The sequence below is a fragment of the Streptomyces sp. LN549 genome (genome assembly GCF_043203805.1).
Lineage (GTDB): Bacteria > Actinomycetota > Actinomycetes > Streptomycetales > Streptomycetaceae > Streptomyces.
Genome location: NZ_JAZHRI010000002.1, coordinates 2,925,827 through 2,948,224, shown reverse-complemented (window position 1 = coordinate 2,948,224; position 22,398 = coordinate 2,925,827). Strand labels below are relative to the sequence as shown.

At 70.6% G+C, this 22,398-nt stretch carries 19 protein-coding genes and 2 tRNA genes; 11 read left to right on the top strand and 10 right to left on the bottom strand.

From position 1 onward, the window contains the following. Positions 1-193 precede the first annotated feature (193 nt). Entirely contained in the window at positions 194-2,791 is a 2,598-nt protein-coding gene (gene pepN, locus SH922_RS13160) for an aminopeptidase N (RefSeq protein ID WP_393058151.1), read from the bottom strand. Between the two features lie 134 nt (positions 2,792-2,925). Here pepN and SH922_RS13155 point away from each other — a divergent pair, with 134 nt between their 5' ends. Continuing rightward, positions 2,926-3,576 (top strand): DsbA family protein, encoded by a 651-nt coding sequence (locus tag SH922_RS13155; protein ID WP_393058150.1) that lies wholly within the window; start codon positions 2,926-2,928, stop codon positions 3,574-3,576. Between the two features lie 45 nt (positions 3,577-3,621). Here the strand turns inward: SH922_RS13155 and SH922_RS13150 are convergent, their stop codons facing one another. Next, positions 3,622-3,747 carry a hypothetical protein gene (locus SH922_RS13150; protein WP_393058149.1) on the bottom strand — a complete coding sequence of 42 codons (126 nt, stop codon included), beginning with the start codon at positions 3,745-3,747 and terminating at the stop codon, positions 3,622-3,624. Positions 3,748-3,876: 129 nt separating this feature from the next. Between SH922_RS13150 and SH922_RS13145 the strand changes: the two genes are divergently transcribed. From SH922_RS13145 to SH922_RS13135, 3 genes are all read left to right on the top strand, one after another. Then, positions 3,877-5,247: an MFS transporter gene (locus SH922_RS13145; protein ID WP_393058148.1), complete on the top strand. Its 1,371-nt coding sequence runs from the start codon at positions 3,877-3,879 to the stop codon at positions 5,245-5,247. After that, positions 5,237-6,700 (top strand): pyridoxal phosphate-dependent decarboxylase family protein, encoded by a 1,464-nt coding sequence (locus tag SH922_RS13140; protein WP_393058147.1) that lies wholly within the window; start codon positions 5,237-5,239, stop codon positions 6,698-6,700. Before SH922_RS13145 ends, SH922_RS13140 begins: the two co-directional genes overlap by 11 nt. A 150-nt stretch (positions 6,701-6,850) precedes the next feature. Beyond that, complete coding sequence (locus SH922_RS13135) at positions 6,851-7,741, top strand: DUF4232 domain-containing protein (protein WP_393058146.1); 891 nt, start codon at positions 6,851-6,853, stop codon at positions 7,739-7,741. A 150-nt stretch (positions 7,742-7,891) separates the two neighbouring features. Here the strand turns inward: SH922_RS13135 and SH922_RS13130 are convergent, their stop codons facing one another. Beyond that, on the bottom strand, positions 7,892-8,533 hold the full coding sequence (locus SH922_RS13130; RefSeq protein ID WP_393058145.1) for a superoxide dismutase: 642 nt from the start codon (positions 8,531-8,533) through the stop codon (positions 7,892-7,894). 190 nt (positions 8,534-8,723) lie between these two features. Next, positions 8,724-10,145, bottom strand: a complete 1,422-nt coding sequence (locus SH922_RS13125; RefSeq protein ID WP_393058144.1) for an amino acid permease — start codon at positions 10,143-10,145, stop codon at positions 8,724-8,726. Between the two features lie 391 nt (positions 10,146-10,536). Here SH922_RS13125 and SH922_RS13120 point away from each other — a divergent pair, with 391 nt between their 5' ends. After that, the gene (locus SH922_RS13120; RefSeq protein ID WP_393058143.1) at positions 10,537-11,133 is read left to right on the top strand and encodes a biotin transporter BioY; all 597 of its coding nucleotides are present in this window, start codon (positions 10,537-10,539) and stop codon (positions 11,131-11,133) included. On the opposite strand, the gene SH922_RS13115 is transcribed toward SH922_RS13120, so the two are convergent. Continuing rightward, positions 11,114-12,421: an FAD-binding oxidoreductase gene (locus SH922_RS13115; RefSeq protein WP_393058142.1), complete on the bottom strand. Its 1,308-nt coding sequence runs from the start codon at positions 12,419-12,421 to the stop codon at positions 11,114-11,116. The two genes, SH922_RS13120 and SH922_RS13115, sit on opposite strands and share 20 nt — an antisense overlap. Positions 12,422-12,508: 87 nt before the next feature. After that, positions 12,509-13,969: an amino acid permease gene (locus SH922_RS13110; RefSeq protein ID WP_393058141.1), complete on the bottom strand. Its 1,461-nt coding sequence runs from the start codon at positions 13,967-13,969 to the stop codon at positions 12,509-12,511. A 231-nt stretch (positions 13,970-14,200) separates the two neighbouring features. Here SH922_RS13110 and SH922_RS13105 point away from each other — a divergent pair, with 231 nt between their 5' ends. Further along, positions 14,201-14,689: a ribose-5-phosphate isomerase gene (locus SH922_RS13105; RefSeq protein WP_326736186.1), complete on the top strand. Its 489-nt coding sequence runs from the start codon at positions 14,201-14,203 to the stop codon at positions 14,687-14,689. 65 nt (positions 14,690-14,754) lie between these two features. Then, complete coding sequence (locus tag SH922_RS13100) at positions 14,755-15,564, top strand: Fpg/Nei family DNA glycosylase (RefSeq protein WP_393058140.1); 810 nt, start codon at positions 14,755-14,757, stop codon at positions 15,562-15,564. A gap of 67 nt (positions 15,565-15,631) precedes the next feature. On the opposite strand, the gene SH922_RS13095 is transcribed toward SH922_RS13100, so the two are convergent. Beyond that, the gene (locus SH922_RS13095) at positions 15,632-16,864 is read right to left on the bottom strand and encodes a GNAT family N-acetyltransferase (protein WP_393058139.1); all 1,233 of its coding nucleotides are present in this window, start codon (positions 16,862-16,864) and stop codon (positions 15,632-15,634) included. A 105-nt stretch (positions 16,865-16,969) separates the two neighbouring features. Here SH922_RS13095 and SH922_RS13090 point away from each other — a divergent pair, with 105 nt between their 5' ends. Further along, complete coding sequence (locus SH922_RS13090; protein ID WP_393058138.1) at positions 16,970-18,115, top strand: PP2C family protein-serine/threonine phosphatase; 1,146 nt, start codon at positions 16,970-16,972, stop codon at positions 18,113-18,115. Between the two features lie 51 nt (positions 18,116-18,166). Here SH922_RS13090 and SH922_RS13085 read toward each other — a convergent pair whose 3' ends face one another. Then, complete coding sequence (locus SH922_RS13085) at positions 18,167-19,330, bottom strand: cation:proton antiporter (protein ID WP_393063548.1); 1,164 nt, start codon at positions 19,328-19,330, stop codon at positions 18,167-18,169. Positions 19,331-19,500: 170 nt separating this feature from the next. Here SH922_RS13085 and SH922_RS13080 point away from each other — a divergent pair, with 170 nt between their 5' ends. Continuing rightward, positions 19,501-19,986: an HD domain-containing protein gene (locus SH922_RS13080; protein ID WP_393058137.1), complete on the top strand. Its 486-nt coding sequence runs from the start codon at positions 19,501-19,503 to the stop codon at positions 19,984-19,986. Between the two features lie 76 nt (positions 19,987-20,062). On the opposite strand, the gene SH922_RS13075 is transcribed toward SH922_RS13080, so the two are convergent. Next, positions 20,063-21,214, bottom strand: a complete 1,152-nt coding sequence (locus SH922_RS13075; RefSeq protein ID WP_393058136.1) for an acyltransferase family protein — start codon at positions 21,212-21,214, stop codon at positions 20,063-20,065. Between the two features lie 491 nt (positions 21,215-21,705). Here SH922_RS13075 and SH922_RS13070 point away from each other — a divergent pair, with 491 nt between their 5' ends. After that, on the top strand, positions 21,706-21,900 hold the full coding sequence (locus SH922_RS13070; protein WP_123471025.1) for a hypothetical protein: 195 nt from the start codon (positions 21,706-21,708) through the stop codon (positions 21,898-21,900). Between the two features lie 118 nt (positions 21,901-22,018). Here SH922_RS13070 and SH922_RS13065 read toward each other — a convergent pair. Continuing rightward, a tRNA-Gly gene (locus SH922_RS13065) sits at positions 22,019-22,092 on the bottom strand. 165 nt (positions 22,093-22,257) lie between these two features. Here SH922_RS13065 and SH922_RS13060 point away from each other — a divergent pair. After that, positions 22,258-22,334, top strand: a tRNA-Pro gene (locus SH922_RS13060). The last annotated feature ends 64 nt before the right edge of the window (positions 22,335-22,398 follow it).

The following is a 22,398-nucleotide window of genomic DNA, read 5'->3' as shown; positions in this document are numbered from 1 at the left end:
GACGTTCGACTGCCGAAAAGGTCCGACCCGCCTGGGATTATGAGCGGCGCCGAGGGGGCGCGCCGCCACGGCCGGGCGCCGCACGCGCACGCCCCTCGGGCTCCGATCCAGCCCGTGCGGCGTTCGAGGACGGACCCCTCGCCGGGGTGCGGGGCACCCGGGCGAGGGCCGTCACGCCGGACGGGCCGAACCATCAGACCTCGGCAGCGTCACACGCCTGAGCCCGCAGCCCCCGGGCCAGGTCGTCCCGGGCCTCGAGCACCAGCCGCCGCAGCGCAGGCGCCGCGTCCGCGTGCGCCGCCAGCCACGCGTCCGTCGCCTCCAGCGTTGCGGGATCGTCCTGAAGGGCCGGGAACAGGCCCTTCACCACGGCCATCCCGATCTGGATGGACCGCTCGGCCCACACCCGCTCGATCACCTCGAAGTACGTGCTCGCGTACGGCGCCAGCAACTCCCGCTGCGACGACTGCTCGAACCCCGCGATCGTCGCCTCCACCAGCGCGTTGGACAGCGCGTCCGACTCCACGACACCCGCCCACGCCTGAGCCTTGACCGCGGCCGACGGCCGCGAGGCCAGGCACCGCACCTGGTGGCGCTTGCCGGACGCCGTGTCGTCCCGGGCCAGTTCGGCGCCGATGGCCGCCTCGTCGGCCGCGCCGTGCGAGGCCAGCGGCGACAGGAACACCCAGCGCAGCTCCTGGTCGACGTCGAGCCCGTCGATCCGCGCCGTGCCGTCGAGCAGCCCGGACAGCAGCTGGAAGTCCGTGTCCGAGGCGGCGACCGCCGCGAAGAAGCGGGCCCACGCCAGCTGGTGTTCGCTGCCCGGCGCGGCGAGCCGCAGCTCGCGCAGCGCGCCCTCGGCCAGCGCCCGGCCGCCCTCCTCGCGCCATGCGGGCGCCGCGTAGTGCACCAGCGCGGTCCGGGTCCAGGCGTGCAGCATCTGGAGCACACCGATGTCCGTCTCCCGGCCGGAGAAGGCCAGGACCAGCGAGACGAAGTCGCGGGCCGGCATCAGCCCGTCCCGGGTGAGGTTCCACAGCGCGGACCAGCACAGCGCCCGCGCGAGCGGATCCGTGATGTCGCCGAGGTGCGAGCGCAGCGTCGCCAGGGACACCTCGTCGAAGCGGACCTTGCAGTACGTCAGGTCGTCGTCGTTGACCAGGATCAGCTCGGGCCGCTCGGCCCCGGCCAGCTCCGTGATCACGGTGCGCGGCCCCGCCACGTCCGCCTCGGCCCGGGCGTAACGCACCAGGTCACCGTCGGGCGTGCGCCGGTACAGGCCGACCGCGACCCGGTGCGGGCGCAGCTCCGGGTGCGACTCGGCCGCCTCCTGGAGGACCGCCAGCTCGGTGATCCGGTCCGCGGCGTCGTAGACCGCCACCGGGGTCAGCGAGTTGACACCGGCGGTCTGCAACCAGGAGCGCGACCACGAGGCCATGTCCCGCCCGGACGTCTCGGCCAGCACCGACAGCAGGTCGCCCAGCTGCGTGTTGCCGTACGCGTGCTTCTTGAAGTAGCGCCGCGCGCCCTCCAGGAACGCGTCCCGCCCCACGTACGCCACCAGCTGCTTCAGCACCGAGGCGCCCTTGGCGTACGTGATGCCGTCGAAGTTCAGCTTGGCGTCCTCCAGGTCACGGATGTCGGCCGTGATCGGGTGGGTGGACGGCAGCTGGTCGGCGCGGTAGGCCCAGGACTTCCGGTTGTTGGCGAAGGTGATCCAGCCGTCCTTGAACCGCGTGGACTCCACCATGGCGAAAACGCCCATGAAGTCGGCGAAGGACTCCTTGAGCCACAGGTCGTCCCACCACTGCATGGTGACGAGGTCGCCGAACCACATGTGCGCCATCTCGTGTAGGATGACGTTGGCCCGGCCCTCGTACGCCGCCTGCGTCACCTTGCCGCGGAAGATGTACTCCTCGCGGAACGTGACACAGCCCGGGTTCTCCATCGCACCGAGGTTGTACTCGGGGACGAAGGCCTGGTCGTACTTGCCGAACGGGTACGGGTAGTCGAAGTTGTCGTGGAAGAAGTCCAGTCCCTGCTTGGTGATCAGGAAGACGTCGTCGGCGTCGAAGTGCCGGGCGAGTCCCTTGCGGCACATCGCGCCGAGGGGGATGTCCAGGGTCGTGCCGTCGTCGAACGTACGGCTGTAGGAGTCGGTCACGTAGTGGTACGGACCGGCGACGACCGCCGTGATGTACGTCGAGATCGGCTTCGTCTCGGCGAACCGCCACACCCCGCCGTCGCGGGACTCCTCGGCCCCGTTGCTCCAGACCGTCCACTCCTCGGGAGCCGTCACCTGGAAGCGGTAGGGCGCCTTGAGGTCGGGCTGCTCGAAGTTGGCGAAGACGCGTCGCGCGTCCGCCGGCTCGTACTGGGTGTAGAGGTAGACCTCGCCGTCCTCCGGGTCCACGAAGCGGTGCATGCCCTCGCCGGTCCTGCTGTACGCGCACTGCGCGTCGACCACCAGGACGTGCTCGCCCTCCGTCAGGTCCGCCAGGGTCACCCGCACTCCGTCGAAGACGGTTGCCGGGTCCAGCGCCGTGCCGTCCAGGGTCACCGCGTTCACGGACGGGGCGATCAGATCGGCGAACGTCGTCGCACCGGCACGCGCCGAGCGGAACCGGATCGTCGTCACCGAACGGAAGGTCCGCGGACCGGAGGTCTGCTCGCCCTCCCCATCGGGCCCACCGATCGCGGAACGGACGTCGAGCACGACGTCGTAACCGTCGACGGTCAGCAGCTCGGCCCGCTCACGGGCCTCGTCGCGGGACAGGTTCTCACCGGGCACGAGCACACTCCTTTGTGTCACCTTCGAATATTTTGATCCTCCCATGCCGCCTTCCGGTCACGCGTTCGGGAATGGCGGGGGCGCCCGGCGGTGTTCTCGGTCACAGCATGCGAACGGCCCTCATGAGGAGAGAGATGTCTGACAACAGCACGGTGACCGGCAAGACCCCCGCCGATTTCTGGTTCGACCCGCTCTGCCCCTGGGCCTGGATGACCTCCCGCTGGATGCTGGAGGTGGAGAAGGTCCGCGACGTCGAGGTCCGCTGGCACGTGATGAGCCTGGCCGTGCTCAACGAGGACAAGCTGGACGAGCTTCCCGACGAGTACCGCGACATGCTGGAGAACAAGGCCTGGGGCCCGGTCCGCGTGGTGATCGCCGCCCAGCAGAAGCACGGCGACGACATCGTCGGCCCGCTGTACACCGCGCTCGGCACGCGTTTCCACAACCAGGGCGAGGGCCCCACCCGCGACGCGATCGTGGGCGCGCTGAAGGACGTCGGCCTGCCGGCCGAGCTCGTGGAGTACGCGGACTCCGACGCGTACGACACCGAGCTGCGCGCCTCCCACCAGGAGGGCATCGACAAGGTCGGCCAGGACGTCGGCACCCCGGTCATCGCGGTGCCCGGCGCGGACGGGGAGCAGATCGCCTTCTTCGGCCCGGTCGTCACCCCCGCCCCGAAGGGCGAGGACGCGGCGAAGCTGTGGGACGGCACGCTGCTGGTCGCGTCGATCCCGGGCTTCTACGAGATCAAGCGGACCCGGACGCAGGGCCCGATCTTCGACTGACCGTCCCGGGGTGCGGGGTCCGGACGGATCCCGCACCCCGTCGCGTCACCCGTACAGCGCGTGCAGCCGGGGCAGCCGCCGCGCGATCTGCTCCGCGTCGTCGAAGTCGAAGCCCCCATCCGGGTCCAGCACCGGGTAGTCGATCGTGAACGAGGCCTGGGGCCGAAGCACATGCGACAGGGGTCTGACAGTGGGCCCGTGCCCGAGCGGGCCCGAGCCGCGGTCGGCACAGGCCGAGTTCACACACCTGTCATGCGGGACCCTTGCCGCGGGCTCGAACTCTCGTTCATGATCGGCGGCATGCCAGCCGACGCCCGCACGGCCAGGGAAGCGGAACCGGACACGGCCCCCCGCGTGCCGCGCCGGGTCCGGATCGGTTACGGGCTCGGCTCGCTGTGCACCGGCACGTTCGCCACCGTGCCCGGACTGATCCTGCTCTACTACCTCACCGACGTGCTCGCCGTGCCCGCCGCCGTCGCGGGCGCCGCCGTGTTCCTGCCCAAGGCCTGGGACGTCCTGATCAACCCGCTGGTCGGTGCCGTATCCGACCGCAGCCGACTGAGCGGCGGTCCGCGACGGCCCTTCCTGCTGATCGGCGCCTGCACCCTGCCGCCGCTCTTCGCCCTGCTCTTCGCCGCGCCGCCGCTGCGGGGCGCGGCCGCCGCGGGCTATGTGGCGGCCCTGTTCCTGCTGGCGGCCACCGCCTACGCCGTCTTCCAGGTGCCGTACGTGACGATGCCCGCCGAGATGACCGAGCACCCGGACGAACGCCGCCGGATCCTCGGCTGGCGGGTCGCCTTCCTCGGCGTCGCCATCCTGCTCTCCGGGGCGCTCGCCCCCGCCATCGCGCACGCCGACGGGGACACCCCGGCGAGCTACCGGCTGATGGGCCTCGCGGTCGCCGTGCTCCTGGCCGTCGGCATGTTCGGCGCCTGGTTCACCACCCGCGGGGCCCCGGCCGTCGCCCGCAGCGAGGCCGAGCCGACCCTGCGCGCCCAGCTCGCCGCGGCCCGCTCCAGCCGGCCCTTCCGCAACCTCCTCGCCATGTGGACGCTCCAGGCCCTCGCGATCGGCGTGATGCTCGCGGGCGTCCAGTACTTCGCCACGTACACCCTCGGCTCGGCCGGTGCCGTCACCCCGCTCTTCGCCTGCCTGATCGGCCCGCTGGTGCTGTGCATGCCGCTCTGGAGCCGGCTGGCCCGGCTGCGCTCCACCCGGTACGCCCAGTGGTGCGCCTCGCTGCTCTACCTCGCCGGGGCGATCGCGCTCGCCTTCACCCGGCAGGGCGGACCGGCCCTCGGCTACGTGTCCGTCGCCGTCATCGGGATCGCCTACGCCGGGCTCCAGTTGCTGCCGCTCACCATGCTGGCCGACACCCTCGCCGACGACGTGGCCCGGACCGGTAGGCGGCGGGCCGCGACGTTCACCGGGCTCTGGACCGCAGCCGAGACCCTGGCCTTCGCGCTGGGCGCCGGGGTGTTCGCCCTGGTGCTGGCCGTGACCGGCTTCCGGTCCTCGGACGCCGGTCACCGGGTGGACCAGCCCGAGGCGGCGCTGACGGGGATCACGCTCGGCATGAGCGTGCTGCCCGCCGTCCTGGCCGCGGCGAGCCTCTGGCTGCTGCACCTGTACCGAGTCCCACTCCAGGAAGAGCCCGCCCATGCCGACTGACCCCGCACCCGCCGTCCCCGCCCCGGACGTCCTCGCCGAACTCGCCGCCCTGCGCGGCGCCGACGCCCCCACCCGGGGCGGCCGCACGTTCGCGTACGTCTACGACGCGGGCCTGGAGGGCCTCGACGAGCTGGCCGCCGCCGCGTACAGCGCGTACGCCACCGTCAACGGTCTGGATCCCACGGTCTTCCCGAGCGTCGCCCATCTGGAGAACGACGTGGTGCGGGCGGCGGCGGAACTGCTGGGCGTGCCGGGAGTCCAGGGCACGTTCACCAGCGGCGGCACGGAGTCGATCCTGCTCGCGGTGAAGGCCGCCCGCGACCATGCCAAGGCCGAACGCGGCGTGGCCGAACCGCAGTTGGTGCTGCCCTCCACCGCCCACGCCGCCTTCCACAAGGCGGCCGCCTATCTGGGCCTGGACACGGTCGCGGTGCCCGTCGACCGCTCCACGTACCGGGCCGACGCCACGGCCATGGCCGCCGCGATCACCTCGCGCACCGCCCTCGTCGTCGCCTCGGCCCCCTCGTACGCGCACGGGGTGATCGACCCGGTCCCCGAGATCGCCGCAGCCGCCGCCGAGCAGGGCGTGCTGTGCCATGTGGACGCCTGCATCGGTGGCTGGATCCTTCCCCATCTGCGGCGCGCGGGCCGGGAGATACCGCCGTTCGACCTCTCCGTGCCCGGTGTCACCTCGCTCTCCGTGGACCTGCACAAGTACGGCTACGCAGACAAAGGCGCGTCCGTGGTGCTCTACCGCGACGCCGGCCTCCGCCGCCACCAGTACTTCGCCCACGCGGGCTGGCCCGGCTACCCCGTGGTCAACCCGACCGTCCAGGGCACCAAGTCCGCCGGACTGCTGGCGCAGGCGTGGGCGGTGCTGCGGTACGTCGGTGAGGACGGGTACACCGCGCTGGCGGGGCGGGTCGCCGAGGCGTCCGACCGGCTGCTCGCCGGGCTGCGCACGATGGGCGGCGTCAGGGTGCTCGGCGATCCCGCGGCCGGGCTCGTCGCCTTCACGCTCGTGGACGGACCGGACGGCACCCCGGGCCTGAGCCTGCTGCTGCACCTCGCGGACGAGATGCGGGAGCGCGGCTGGTACCTCCAGCCGCAGCTCTCCTTCGACGGCCTGCCGCCCAATCTCCACCTCACCCTGACCCCGGCGACGGTCGGCCAGGTGGACGCCCTGCTCACCGATCTCGCCACGGCGCTGGATGCGGCCCGCGCCCTTCCCCCGGTCACGGTGGATCCCGCACTCGCCGAACTGGCCGTGGGGCTCGATCCGTCGAAGCTCGGGCCCGACGAGATCGAAGCGGTCCTGGCCTTCGCGGGGCTCACCGGTGACGGCGGCCTGCCGACGCGGATGGCCCCGGTCCTGGTCCTGCTGGACGCGCTTCCCGGACCGCTGAAGGAACGGCTGCTGGCGGAGTTCGTGGGATCGGTCTTCCGGCTCTGACGCCCCGCCCCCGGGGCCGTCGTCGAACTGCCGCCTGCCGCCTGCCGTACGACGAAAGGCCCGAGCGCCGGCCGCTGTTGTGACGCCACCGTGACGCGATATGTGACCTGGAGCACAGCCGGGGCGGGTGGCCCCTGATCTTCTGGGCGCATGCGTACCGCCACCCCTCTCGCTCTGTGTGCCGCCCTCGCGAGCACCGCGCTGCTCGCCGGATGCGGGACGGAGACGGCCGGCGGCTCGGGGACCCCTGCCGCCTCCGCCACGTGCGCAGCCGCCTCGCCCGTCGCGGATCCCTCGGGCCGGACATGGGACAACGTGACCCTCGTCAACCGGCTCTGCGGCCCGTCCGCGGCCCCGGTCACCGAGTTCGAGGTCACCAACACCGAGAAGGAAGCGCTCACCTTCACCATCACGTTCACCCTGATGAACGAGTCCGGTCAGGCCATGGACAACACCACGCGCACGGTCGAGTCGGTGAAGCCCGGCCAGACCGTGCGGCGCACCCTCGACACGGACGACGAACCGGTCATGGCCCGCGGGAGACTGGCCCGGATCATGAAGGTGCGGACCGTCGCGGCGGACGAGGCGTCCTCCGGGGCCGGCACCTGCCCGCCCTCCGGGATCCGCGTCACGGCCGACCAGGGCGACGCCGCCATGGGGCTGCGCGTGGTGGGCCTCCACCTGCTCAACTGCGGCACCGCCGCCTACGGGGTCGAGGGGTATCCCGGACTCCAACTGCTGGACGAGGGCCGCGAGCCGGTGAGCGGCGTGCGGATCCTCCACGGCACCGACAAGATCTCCACCGGGATCGGCGGCGATGCCGCGCCCCGGCCCGTGACGCTGCAGCCGGGCGAGTCCGCGTACGCCAGCCTGGCGTGGCGCAACACCACCGGCGCGGGCGACGCGGTGAACGCCCCGTACGTCAGGGTCACGGCGAAGGCCGGCGCCGCGCCCGTGACGGTGACCCCGGAACTCGACCTCGGGACCACGGGCCGGCTCGGCGTCGGCCCGTGGACCAAGGACGACACGTCGGCCCGGTGAGTCGGCTCCCCGGGGCCGCCCCCGAGCCCCCGCCGTACAACAGAGGGCCCCCTGCGAGTCACGTCCTCGCAGGGGGCCCTCCTTCGTCCGCCTGCCCGGTGAAGGTTGAGAAGACGATCACGAGGCAGGACGTTCCCGGTGTGCCGAGGGTCAGGGGGCGAGCAGCAGGACGTTCGCGCGCTCCTTGGCGGCCGCGTACCGCTTCGCCACGTCCTGCCAGTTGACGACGCGCCACATCGCCTCGATGAAGTCGACCTTCTGGTTCTTGTACTGGAGGTAGAAGGCGTGCTCCCAGGCGTCGAAGACCAGGACCGGGACCGAGCCCTGGCCCACGTTGCCCTGGTGGTCGTAGACCTGCTCGACGATCAGCTTGCCGCTGACCGGCTCGTACGCGAGGACGCCCCAGCCGGAGCCCTGCGTGGTGGCCGCGGCCTTCGTCAGCTGTGACTTGAAGCCCGCGAAGGAGCCGAAGGAGTCGGTGATCGCGTCCGCGAGGTCGCCGACGCCGTCCGCGGCGAGGGGCTCGCCGCCGCCGTCGCCGGTCATGTTGTGCCAGTAGATCGAGTGCAGGATGTGGCCGGAGAGGTGGAACGCGAGGTTCTTCTGGAGCCCGTTGACCGCTCCCCAGGCCTCCTTGTCGCGTGCCTCCTCCAACTGCTCCAGGGTGTCGTTCGCGCCCTTGACGTACGCGGCGTGGTGCTTGTCGTGGTGGAGCTCGATGATCTGCGGGTTGATGACCGGTTCGAGCGCCGCGTAGTCGTACGGGAGTTCCGGAAGCGTGTACGTGGCCATGGTTCGAACCCTCCAGATGCTGCTCTGTTGTTATTGCAACCTATATGCAAGAGCAGGCTAACAGCAGGAGTGGCTGAGGGTGGATCGGCCCTTCGGCGTAGGACCGCGGCCTCGCACCCGCTCCGGCGCATACGAAAACGCCGGGCGGGCCGGAGTGATCCGGCCCGCCCGGCGTTCTCGTGTACCGGGGTTACTCGTCCGTCGCCGCCGCGGAACGCCGCTGCCGTACGACTCCGACCGCGATCAGGACCGCCGTCAGTGCGCCCGTCGCCAGCAGTTGGTCGCGGGTGTCGGGCTGGCGGAGCATCAGGAAGAAGATGCCGGCCATGGCCAGGAGTGCCACCACGGTCAGGCCGGGGAAGAGCCACATCCGTACCACCAGCTTCTCGGGCGCCTCCCGCTCCGTCCGGGCGCGCAGGATCAGCTGGGAGACCGCGATGAAGATCCAGACGACCAGGATCACCGCGCCGATCATGTTGAGCAGCCAGGGGAACACGTCGTCCGGCCGCCAGTAGCTCAGCAGCACGCACAGGAAGCCGAACACCGACGAGACCAGGACAGCCGTGCGCGGCACGCCGGAGGTGACCCGGCCGAGCCGCTTGGGGCCCTGGCCACGGGCGACCAGGGAGCAGCCCATGCGGGAGGCGCCGTAGATGTTGGCGTTCATCGCCGAGAGCAGGGCCACCAGGATGACCACGTTCATGATCTCCGCCGCCCCGTGGATGCCGAGGTGCTCCAGGGCCGCGTAGAACGGACCAACCTCCACCACCTTCGGGTCGTCCCACGGGACCAGCGTGACGATGACCGCCATCGAGCCGACGTAGAACAGCGCGATCCGCCACATCGCCGTCCGCACGGCCTTCGCGACGCCCTGCACCGGGTTCTCGGACTCCGCCGCGGCGATGGTGACGGTCTCCAGACCGCCGTACGCGAAGACGGAGGCGAGCAGTCCGATGACCAGGCCCTCGGAGCCGTTCGGCATGAAGCCGCCCTCGCCGCTGAGGTTGGCGGTCCCGGGGGCGTCCGTGCCCGGAAGGACCCCGAGGACCGCCAGCACGCCCAGCACCAGGAACAGCGTGATCGCGGCGACCTTGAGCGCGGCGAACCAGAACTCGAACTCACCGAACTTCGTCACCGAGGCCAGGTTCGTCCCCAGGAACACCACCATGAACAGTGCCACCCAGGCCCACTCCGGGGTCCCGGGCAGCCAGCCGGTGACGATCTTGGCGGCGCCGATGCCCTCCAGGCCGACGGCCACGCAGAGCAGCACCCAGAAGGCCCAGCCCGCCGTGAACCCCGCCCACGGCCCGATGGCCCGCTCGGCGTGGACGGAGAACGAACCGGAGGCCGGATTGGCCGCCGACATCTCGCCGAGCATGCGCATCACGAGCATGACCAGCAGGCCGGACACCGCGTAAGCGATGACGATCGACGGGCCCGCGGCGGCGATGCCCGCCCCGGAGCCGACGAACAGCCCGGCGCCGATGACACCGCCGAGGGCGATCATCGACAGGTGGCGCTGCTTGAGTCCGTGGGTGAGGGCCGAGTCGCCTCCGGCGTCGGAGGCGACAGCCGGGGAGCCTGTGGGGGGAGGCACGGAGGTCCGAGACATGGACGAGCTCTGTTCGGTCGGTGAGACGGGGGGACGTGTACACAGTCTGAACGCGTGCCCCGTTCACGGGGAACAGCCGTCCGCTATACGGGCACCAGGCTCACACACCGTGCACACCCGGCCGCGTGGGACCGGTCGCCGCCATGAACGGTCGTTTTAGAGGGAATTCACAGTCCGGACTCGGCCGGTCTTCCCGGCCCGAGGTGGCGCTGACTGCCATCACCTCAGTGATGAGCATCACGCCCCGACGTGATTGCGGGCCGTGCTTTGTGTGAATCCCACCAATCCTCCAACCGCCGCTTTGTGGGCCGCTGATGGTGATCCGGCGATGCTCCGTCGGCTAACGTCAGGCTCAGTCTGTCCCCACCTGCCCTCACCCCGCGGAGTCCCGATGAGCACTGCTGCCGCCGCCCCCGTCCGTACCGGAGCGGTCCTCGCCGACCTGCTGCCCGCCGCCCGGCACCGCTACGCGGTGGACACCGCCCTGGTGCTCGGCGGCGCCGCGCTGACCGGCATAGCGGCCCAGATCGCCGTCCCGGTCCCCGGCTCCCCGGTCCCGGTCACCGGCCAGACCTTCGCCGCGCTCCTGGTCGGCACCGCGCTCGGTGCCCGCCGCGGCTTCCTGGCCCTCGCCGTGTACGCGCTCGTCGGCATGGCCGGCATGCCGTGGTTCTCCGCCGGCAGTTCGGGCGCGGGCGGTGCCTCCTTCGGCTACGTGCTCGGCATGCTGCTCGCCGCCACCGTCGTCGGCGGCCTCGCGCGCCGCGGCGGCGACCGCTCCGTGCTGCGCACCGCGGGCACGATGGTGCTCGGCTCGGCGATCATCTACGCGGTCGGCGTGCCCTACCTGGCGCTGTCCACCGGCATGTCGGCGAGCGCCGCGATCGCGGCCGGCCTGACGCCGTTCCTTCTCGGCGACGCGCTGAAGGCCGCGCTCGCCATGGGCGCGCTGCCCGCGTCCTGGAGGCTCATCGGCCGTCGCGGCTGACGCCACCGCTTGCGTAAGCACCTCCGAAGAGGCTCGCCGGGTCGTATCGCGACACCAGACCGGCGAGCCTCTTCTGCGTCTCCGGGTCGTGGAGGCCCGCGGTACGGTCCCCGCCGCCGAAGGAGAAGTTCAGCGAACGGCCGACGACCAGCGACCCCAGGACCGCCGCCACCTGCTCGTACAACGCCCGGACCGACGGCACGTCCGTACCGTCGAGCGGCGACAGCAGCCGCAGCAGAAAGCCGGCGTCCCGGTACGGCACGGCACTGTCCGGGTCCGGCGCGGCGGCCAGGGCGCCGCCCAGGTGGTTGAGCTGCACCACGGTCATCATCGGCGCCTTCCGGCCGGTCAGCTCCAGCACCCGCGCCGCACGTCCGGGATCGATCCCGCTCAGCATCAGTCCGTCCCCGTAGTAGGCGTGCGGGAACGGCGGATCACTGTGGATGGTGTGGCTCTCGGGGTACGGCATCTCCCGCAGCGAGTCCGCCAGTGCGGGACCGATCGCCCGCAGCGGTGCGACAAGGCGTTCGCCCTCGGCCGCCGAGCCGGTGTACGCGACCCGCACCGAGATCACGTACCGGCCCCGCAGTTCCGGCGGCACCTGAGGGAGGTCCGGGTACACGAGAGCGCCGGCCGAGGAGGTCAGGGCCGTGGGCACGGACCGGGTCCACTCCAGGTACCGCCGGAGCACCTCCGTACCGGCCTCCCCGTCCCCGTCGAAGGCGATCGAGCCGCCGTACAGCCGGGCCACCGGGACCAGCCCCGTCTCCATCCCGGTCACCACGCCCAGCCGGTGCCCGCCGCCGCGCAGTCCCCAGAACAGCTCCGGCTCCTCCTCTGCGGTGACATGACGCAGCGCTCCGTCCCCGGTCACCACGTCGAACGAGCGGACCGAATCGGCGGCGTAGCCGAACTCCCGGGCCAGCACGCCGAGACCTCCGCCGAGCGTGTACGAGACGGCCCCGACGCCGGGGGAGGAGCCGTTCAGCGGGGCGAGCCCGTGCGGAGCGGCGGCCTCGATCACCTGGCCCCAGGTCACGCCCGCACCGATCCGGGCGGTGCGGCGCACCGGATCGACCAGGACGGAGTCCATCCGCCGGGTGTCGATCAGGACCCCGCCCTCGACGGCCCCGGCCAGGCCGTGCCCGGTGGCGTGGACGCCCACCCGGAGCCCGTCCCGGGCGGCACGGGACACCGCGGTGCTTACGTCCTCGGCCCCGGCGGCCTCGACGACGAGGTCCGGGCGGATCGCGAAACCGGTCTGGTAACCGGTGGGGGCGGCAGTCATGGCGGAGGCTCTCCAGTCGCTCGCTCGATGCGCTTGCGAGGGAGAGCCTCCCCGGTATACCTGACAACGACCGTCAGGTATGGGTGATCACCTTTCGGCGGTCACGGCCGGCGCACCGCTCCGGCGCCTGCGCGCCTCCCGTACCAGCGAGATGCCCACCACCAGCACCGCGACCAGCAGCGAGAGCAGCACCTGCTCGCGTCCCGCGTCGTCGGTCAGCATGTAGACCAGCACGAACGAGATCATCGCGATGGTCGCCCAGGTCAGGTACGGGAAGAGCCACATCCGTACGACCAGCTTCTCGGGCGTCTCGCGCAGGATGATGCCGCGCATCCGCAGCTGGGTGAAGCAGATGACCAGCCAGACGAAGAGGGCGACCGCGCCGGAGGAGTTCAGCAGGAACGCGAAGACCGTGTCGGGCCACTGGTAGTTGAAGAAGACGGCGACGAAGCCGAAGACGACGGAGGAGAGGATCGCCGCCTGCGGCACGCCCCGCTTGTTGGTCCGCGCGAACGCCTTGGGCGCGTCGCCGCGGCCACCGAGCGAGAAAGCCATCCGGGAGGCCGTGTAGAGGCCGGAGTTGAGGCAGGACAGCACGGCCGTCAGCACGATGACGTCCATCACCTGGCCGGCGTGCGGAATGCCGATGACGTCGAGCGCGGCGACGTAGCTGCCCTTCTCGACGATTGACGGGTCGTTCCACGGCAGCAGCGTCAGCACGATGAAGATCGAGCCCAGGTAGAAGACGGCGATCCGCCAGATGACGCTGTTGGTGGCCTTCTGGACGGCGCGCTGCGGGTTCTCCGACTCACCGGCCGCCAGCGTCACGATCTCGCTGCCCATGAAGGAGAAGACGACCATCAGCACCCCGGTGAGGATCGCGCCCGGACCCTCGGGGAAGAAGCCGCCGGTGTCGGTGAGGTGGGAGAGACCCGATCCGGCGTGGTCCGATCCGGGCAGCACGCCGAAGACGGCGAGCAGACCGACGATCACGAACGCGCCGATCGCGACCACCTTGATCCCGGCGAACCAGAACTCGAACTCACCGTACGAACCGACCGAGACCAGGTTCGTCGCGGTCAGCACCAGCATCACGATCAGGGCCCAGCCCCACTGCGGGACGCCCGGCACCCAGCTCTCCAGGATCTTGGCACCCGCCGTGGCCTCGACGGCGAGCACCACGACCCAGAAGAACCAGTACAGCCAGCCGATCGAGAAACCGGCCCAGCGGCCCAGCGCCTGGTCGGCGTAGGTGGAGAAGGAGCCCGAGGCGGGGCGGGCGGCCGCCATCTCGCCGAGCATCCGCATCACGAAGACGACCATCAGGCCGACCAGTGCGTACGACAGCAGAATGGCCGGCCCGGCGGCGGCGATGCCGGCCCCGGAGCCCACGAACAGGCCCGCGCCGATCACACCGCCGATCGCGATCATCGAGAGGTGACGGTTCTTGAGACCGGCCTGGAGCCCGCCCTGGGACTCCGTCCGGTCCGAACGGTCCGGCCCGTCGGGCTGGTGGCCCGGCCCTGCCAGAGTCGTCTGCGACGTCATGGATCGAATCCTTACGTTTCCGGATCACTCGGTTGCGTTGCCGGCCGCACCGCGGTGGCGGAACGGCAAGCGATGCATTGAAGCCCGGCGAACCCCGAAAGCGGAACCCCTTCCTCCGGTTAGTTGACCGGATCGTTGCCTGAGTGGCGTTGCGCACACAGGGCCCGCACATCAGGGGCACACCGCACCCCGTCGTCGGTTACCCGGCGTCGCTCGTGCCACACTCCTCACATGCGCGTGTACCTCGGATCCGACCATGCCGGTTACGAACTCAAGAACCACCTCGTCGAGTGGCTCAAGGCACAGGGCCACGAAGTCGTCGACTGCGGTCCCCACATCTACGACGCCCAGGACGACTACCCGCCGTTCTGCCTGCGTGCCGCCGAGAAGACGGCCGCGGACCCGGGCAGCCTGGGCATCGTGATCGGCGGCTCGGGCAACGGCGAGCAGATGGCAGCGAACAAGGTCAAGGGCGTCCGCGCCGCACTCGCCTGGAGCGAGCAGACCGCCGCACTGGGCCGCGAGCACAACGACGCCAACGTGATCTCCATCGGCGGCCGGATGCACACGGCCGAGGAGTCCACCAAGTTCGTCGAGATCTTCCTCTCCACCCCGTACTCGGGCGAGGAGCGGCACACCCGCCGCATCGAGATGCTCACGGCGTACGAGAACACCGGCGAGCTCCCCCCGATCCCGGCCCACCACCCGCAGCAGGGCTGACCGTCCCCACCCGTGCCGCCGGTACCCCCGGCGGCACAGCCATTTCGTCAAGGAGAACCGCAGCCGTGCCCGAGGGACACACCATCCACCGCCTCGCGGAGGACCACCGGGACCGGTTCGCCGGGTGGCCGGTGCGGGTGAGCAGCCCGCAGGGCAAGTTCTCCGACAGCGCGGCCCTGCTCGACGGGCGGGTGCTGGACGGAGCGGACGCCCACGGCAAGCACCTCTTCCTCGGCTTCCAGGACACCGGCTGGGTCCACATCCACCTCGGCCTGTTCGGCAAGCTCGGATTCGGTACGGTCCCGGCCCCGCCGCCCACCGACACGGTCCGGCTGCGCATCCTGAACGACGAGCACCACGCGGATCTGCGCGGCCCCACCACCTGCGCCCTGATCACCGACGCGGAGAAGCGCGCGATACACGACCGGCTGGGCCCCGACCCGCTGCGCCCCGGCGACGACGGCGAGCGGGCCTGGCAGCGGATCTCCCGCAGCAGGATCACCGTGGCGGCCCTGCTGATGGACCAGAAGGTCGTCGCGGGCGTGGGCAACGTCTACCGCGCGGAGGTGCTGTTCCGGCACGGCATCGACCCGTACCGGGCGGGCAGGGACCTCGCGCGCCGCGAGTGGGACGCGATCTGGACGGACCTGGGCGCGCTGATGCGCGAGGGCGTACGGAACAACCGCATCGACACGGTGCGCCCCGAGCACCTGCCCGAGGCGATGGGCCGCCCGCCCCGCGTGGACGACCACGGCGGCGAGGTGTACGTCTACCGGCGCGCCCGCCAGTCGTGCCACATCTGCGGTACGGAGATCCGCACGGCGGACCTGGCGGCCCGGAACCTGTTCTGGTGCCCGGGCTGCCAGTCCGCGTAGCGACGGCGCGAAATCCAGCCCGTCCGGTGATGGAGGACAAGGCCCCTCACCGGACGAACCGACCCACCTAGAACCCGCGCGGCAGCCACGGCGCCACGTCGGACAGGAACGCCGACGACGCCTCCGCCACCGCACCGGCCCGCAGTTCGCGCACCCGTCCGGCCTGGGCCAGCGAACCCAGTGCCTCGCCGCCCAGATACGCGGAGCCCAGATCCCGTACCGACAGCGCCAGATCAGCCGCGTCCTCGGTGCGCTTGCACGACGCGCCGCCCTTCGCGTCGACCGTCAGTCGCCAACACCCCTCGTTCCAGGGGCAGAAGGTGTCCTCGACCTCGAACACCACGTCCAGCGGGCCCCGGTAGGTCCGCGCCTCCAGCGCGGCGCCCACGTCCACCAGCCGCACATGGAGCGAGTCCCGCAGCCGGATGTCGCACCGCCGTACGTCCGACACCAGATGCAGCACCGCGTCGTCCGTCGGCCTGTTCCGTGCCTCGACCGTCGATGTCAGGTCGATCGCGAAGAGGAACCGCCACAGCGCCGCGTATGCCGCCGGGTCGAGCGCCGCCAGATCGCTCACCACGACGCGCCCCTTGGGACCCGCAGCGTCCCAATCCGGCTTGATGTGGTAATTCGTGTAGCCGACGAGTTCGCCGTCACGTTCCGCCAGCAGGCACTGCAGCGCCGAGCCGCCCTCGCGTGAACTCGCGGGATCAATCAGAGACTTGCGCTCCCAGCCGGGGCCGTGGGCCGGGGTGCCCGGCCGGCCCGGCACCAGCCGCGCGTACACGCTCTCGCACGCGGCGACCGCCTCGTCCTCGCGCGCGTACCGCAGCCGGACCTCGTCCGTGCCCTCGGGCACGCTCAGCCGCACCCGGTCCGTGTCGATCGTCAGGGACATCTGGCGGGTCGCCGCCCCGTACCCGAACCGGCCGTAGATCGCCGGCTCCGACGCCGTCAGCACGGCGACCGGCTCACCCAGCGCCCGTACGTCGTCGAGCTGGCGGCGCATCATCGCGGTCAACAGCCCGCGCCTGCGGTGCGTGGACGCGACGCTCACCATCGTGACCCCGGCCGCAGGCACCAGCGCCCCGCCGGGCACGGCCAGCCGGAAGCTGAACGCCCCCGCCGTCGCGACCACGTCGTCGCCGTCCCAGATCCCGATCGACCGCTCGTACTCGGTAACGGACTGATACTGCTCCCGTTGCTCGGCGGGCTCCTGGGCCCCTCCGAACGCGAGCTCCAGGGACGAAAACCACTTGTTCCATTCGGACTGCTGCAATACGCGGAGCTCTGTAGTCATAAGCCATGCCTACCAGGGCTTTCTCAGCTGGGCGAGTCGTTTTCGAACGCGTGGTCACAGGGGTCCCCCTGCACCGGAGCCCGCCGGGTGGATAAGGTCCCCGCAATGGCCCGACGCGCAGGAGCAGAGAGATACCCGGCCCGATTGCGGAAATCGGCACACCGGGTACGCACCACGCTGCGCAGGTCCGGGGTCGACTACTTCCGCGGGGACGGATCGGACTGGATCGCCCTGGCCGGCCTGCTGCTGACCATCCCGGCGATCACCTGCGCCACCCTGTGGAACCCGATCTGGTGCTCGCCCACCGCGCTCGTCCTGCCGATCGTCGCCGGCGGACTGCTGCTACGGCCCGCCAGCCTGCTCGGCCTGTACGCGACCGCCGCCGCGGCCCTGATCGTGGAGGCCCTCTGGCTCGGTCCGTACGAGGACGGCCCGGCCAGGGTCACTCCCGGCACCGTGCTGACGGTCGCCGCCTGCGGATTCCTTGGCCTGATCCTCGCCCAGTTCCGTGCCAGGGTCGGCGTCCCGTGGCGGCGCGGCGGCACCATGCTCTTCGACCTGCGCGAACGCATCCGGGTCCAGAGCGCGCTGCCCCGCCTCCCGCAGGGCTGGCACCGCGAGATGTCGCTGCGCCCGGCGGGCGGCCAGTCCTTCTCCGGGGACTTCGTCGTCGCGGCCCGCACCAACGGCGGCCGCACCCTGGAGGCCGTGCTCACCGACGTCTCCGGCAAGGGCATGGACGCGGGCTCCCGGGCCCTGCTGCTCTCCGGCGCCTTCGGCGGACTTCTGGGATCACTGCCGCCGCACGGCTTCCTGCCCGCGGCCAACGGCTATCTGCTGCGCCAGGACTGGGACGAGGGCTTCGCCACGTCGATCCACCTGGTGCTGGACCTGGAGTCCGGTGACTACGAGCTCCTCTCGGCAGGCCATCCGCCCGCCCTCCAGCTCCACGCCGGCAGCGGCCAGTGGGAGGAGATGGCGGCGGAAGGCCCGCTGCTCGGGGTGTACGACGGGGCGGAGTTCGACGCCGTGAAGGGCCATCTGGCCCCCGGCGACGTCCTGATGCTGTTCACCGACGGACTGGTGGAGGCCTCCGACCGTGACATCGCGGAAGGCATCGACCGGCTGACGGGCGAGGCCGACCGCTATGTCACCACGGGCTTCGAGGGTGCGGCCTGGCACCTCATCGAGGCCTGCGCCAAGGACGTCAACGACGACCGGGCGCTGCTGCTGCTGTCACGCAGATCCTGAACCGTGCAGGACCGGTTCGAACCGGACGTACGTCAACACGGGCCCGGCCCGTCACCGGATCGGGAGCGGAACCGCCTCGCGCCCGCCGGGCAGGAACCCGGCCAGCCAGTGCGAGCGCCCGGCGGCCAGGGGGGCCAGGACCGCGAGGACGAGTACATAGCCCGCGATGAACGGGGAGAGCCGTTCGTCCAGCCCCGCGCCCGCCGCCATCGTGGCGAGGATCAGGGCGAACTCGCCGCGCGCCACCAGGGTCGTGGAGATGTTCGCCGTGGCCTGCGGGCCGAACGCGTACACCTTGGCGGCGGCGAGCCCGGCCGCGACGTTCATGGCGAGGGTCACCGCCACGGCGGCCAGTACCGGCCACAGCACGGTCGGCAGATCGCCGGGGTTGATGGAGAGGCCGAAGGCGAAGAAGAAGATCGCGCCGAAGGCGTCACGCAGCGGGTGGACCAGCTTGAGGATGCGGGTTCCCGAGGTCGTGCTGCCGAGCATCAGGCCCACCATGAAGGCGCCGATGGCGTCCGCGACCCCGAACCACTCCGAGACGCCGGCCACGAGGACGGCGGCGCCGAGGAAGGAGATGACGAGGAGCTCGTCGTCCCGGGTGTTGATGAGTTTGCCGATGACCTTGGTGCCGAACCGGGCGGCGAGCGCGAGGACCAGCAGGAATCCGAAGGCCTTGCCGCCGTCGATCGCGGCCGATGCGAGGCTGTCGGCGCCCGAGAGGATGGGCTGGAGGGCCGCCAGGTACAGAGCGAGGAACACGTCCTCGACGACGATGATGCCGAGGATCGGTTTGGTCTCCGGATTGCCGATGCGGCCGAGGTCCACCAGGACCTTGGTGACGATGGCCGAGGACGAGATGCCGAGCACCCCGGCGAGGACCAGCGCCTCCGACGTGCCCCAGCCGAGCGCGAAGCCGAAACCGAGCCCGGCGCCGACGTTCAGGGCGAGATAGGCGCCGCCCGCGACGGCCATCTTGCGGCCGCCCGCTTTGAGGTCGTCCAGGTGGAATTCCAGGCCGAGGTAGAAGAGGAGCAGCACCAGACCGAGTGCGGAGAGCATCTCCAGGTCGTGCGGGTCGGCGACGAGAACGATGCCGGGGGTGTGCGGGCCGAGCAGGATCCCGGCCAGGATGAACAGCGGGATGGTCGGCAGTCCGATACGGCTGCCGACGCGGGCGAGGACGGCGGCGGCGAGGAAGGCGCCGCCCATGGCGATGAGCGTGTCTGCGTGTCCGATGAGCTTGATCCTTCGTCGGGTCAAGAGAGCGTCAAGAAATCGTCAGTAATTAGTTTACCGAACGATTGACGTTGCAACTATGACCGTCGGTGGCCCCGCGACGAAGGGCAGGCAACGAGGGCGGTTCCTCGTAGGGTCGGGGCATGACCGCACCACGCGCACAGCTGACCCTGACCGAAGTCGAGGCCATCGCCCGCGAGGCCCATGCCGCGCAGCGGGACAAGGCGGGCAGGCCGTACAGCGAGCACCTCGCGGCCGTCGCCGAGGGGGTGCGGGCCCGGGGCGGCAGCGACGAACAGATCGCCGCGGCCTGGCTGCACGACGCGGTCGAGGACGACGCGCTGTCGGAGCGGTGGCTGGCCGGGGCCGCGCTGCCGCAGCAGGTCAAGGACATGGTCCTCGCCGTCACCAAGCGGGACGGCGAGGATCTGCCGGCGTACTCCCGGCGCATCCTGGCCACGCCCGGCGCCCTGCTGATCAAGGAGGCCGACCTCGCACACAACGCCGACCCGGCCCGCCTCGCGGTGCTGGACCCGGCGACCCGTACCCGGCTGACCGAAAAGTATGCGCTGGTACGGGGGCTGCTCGGCCTCGCAGTCCCGCAATCGCCCGCCGACCAACGGGATTGAGCCAACACGTCGGAGCCCGGCCCGGTAAGGGGCCGGGCTCCGAGGGATCCCGAAGGCTGACGGGAGTCTGCTGCTCTCAGAGCTTCGCGGAGTCCCGTCGGAACGCCCAGTTCATGTCCGGCTCGGTCACGCACCGCAGGACACGCCGTACCGGCGGCGTGCACATCAGGGTCACCCCGGTCGAGGCGACGACGGTGACCAGCACCAGACCGGTCGGCGAGATCAGCCAGTCGTTCCGGTCGAAGACACCGGCGTATTCGGCGCCCTTGACCATGAACCCGTGCAACAGATAGCCGCAGATCGTGCCGCCTCCGAGCACGGTGAACCACATGTGGCGCTTCGGGACCCAGGACAGGAAGCCGGCGGTGAGCAGCGTCGCGCTGCCGAACAGCAGGAGCGTCATGAGCACGCCCGACCACCAGGGTGCGCCCAAGTCCTGGGCGGAGTAGTCACGCAGGAACCAGTCGGTCGTCATCCGGGGCGCCACCCAGTAGGCGAGGGTCAACGCGCCGGCGAACAGCGGCAGGGCCAACAGCCGCACCTCGCGGCGTTGGACCAACTTGAAGTGCTCGGGCTTGAGTTGGAGGCCGAGCACGAAGAACGGCAGGAACTGCAGTACGCGCGGCAGGTCGAGGTGCTCGGTGATGTCAGGGGTGACCGAGGCGAGGACGGCGATGACGAGGGAGACCGTCAGCGGGTAGCGCATGCTGCGCCACAGCGGGGTGGTGAGCCGCCAGATGAACAGCGCGATCAGGAACCAGGCGAGGTACCACGGGTCGGTCAGGCTGATCGCGGCGTCGGGCTCGTAGCCCGCGTACCGCCGGAACAGCGTGTAGGCCGTCTCGAACACCACGTACGGCACGGCCACGCTGGTGATCAGGCGCTTCGCCTTGGCCGGGCTCATGTCGAACGAGCGTGAGAAATAGCCGGAGATGATGATGAAGGCCGGCATGTGGAAGGTGTAGGTCACCATGTAGAGGGCACGGGCTGTCCTGCTCCCCTCCATGACCGGCACCCATGAGTGAGCCACCGCGACCAGCACGATGGCCAGGTACTTGGCATTGTCGAAGTAGGCGTCACGCCTCTTCGCGGCAGCGTCCTGCCCAGGCCGGCCCGGGGCCGGCGCGGGGCTGTCGTCCGTGGCCACCGCTGCTTGGGGTCTGGGCTCCGACTCCCGGGTCGCCGGTGGGAGCGTGGCCCTCTGAAATACGTTCGGAGCTTGGAACATCTCAGGCACCCTAGACGCCTCGATTGCAATTCGTAAAACAGTCGTCGGACTACTTCGCGTTCCCGTTCGATTAAATGCCAAACCATCGAAAACTGTCCGTTATGCACGTGTTAATCCTCCTTAAATGGTGCATATCGGCAGGCGGTTGGGGATGGTGAATTACGTCTCGCCCGGACGTCGGAATTGCCTGTGAATGAACTGTGTGGATACAGAAACGATCACCGTCGCAATTTCCTGGGCGCAGGGAGTTCCCGCTGCCGGGCGATCCGGCGTGATGCCCGGCAGCCGCGCCGCCGGCGCTCGGTCCTGCTCCGTCAAGTGACCGGCGCGCAGGGGGCGCAGGGGGCGCAAGATGGCGCGATATCGACAGGTCGATTCCTCACCTGGCAGCGACCACAGGGGAGTTGGTGGCACGATGGACGCCAACGGAGGAGTGCGCGGCCGCACACCTCCGGGCCGGCAAGGCGGACCGACCGAGGGTGTGAGCAGTCGTGGCCATTTCACTGTCCGTGGTGCTTCTTTTGGCGATCATCCTGGTGGTCCTGATCCGAGGTGGCTCCATCAAGGCCGGACCCGCGATCGTCGCGGTGCTCTTCGGCTTCTTCCTGGCATCGACCGGCATGGCGCCGTCGATCCAGAAATTCATGGACTCGATAGCGCAGAGCATCAACCAGATCAGCTTCTGACGGATCGGCTACTGGCCGGGGCCGCTCCCTGCGTGGGGCGGCCGGAACCGGCCGGGAACGCAAGAGGCCCGGTCCGGCGGACATCCCCGAGGGGATCCGCCGGGCCGGGCCCGAAGCATGGAGCGGGCGACGGGAATCGAACCCGCGTAGCTAGTTTGGAAGACTAGGGCTCTACCATTGAGCTACGCCCGCATGCAGCGCACCGCAGGTCACGGGGACCGCGGCACGAGAAGCATCGTAGCGGGTCGCGGCCGTTGTCCGCACACCTGATTGCGGCGCGCGGCTCGGAGTCCGGCGACGTCCGCGTAAAGCGTCCGATGCACTGCCCGTCTGCATGTACCCTACGTGTCGCACCGACGGGGTGTGGCGCAGCTTGGTAGCGCGTCCGCTTTGGGAGCGGAAGGTCGTCGGTTCGAATCCGGCCACCCCGACCACCGGCAAGATCGCATTGTGGGAGTTCTCCCCCTTGCCGTTACTATGCAAAATGCGTGCCCGTGT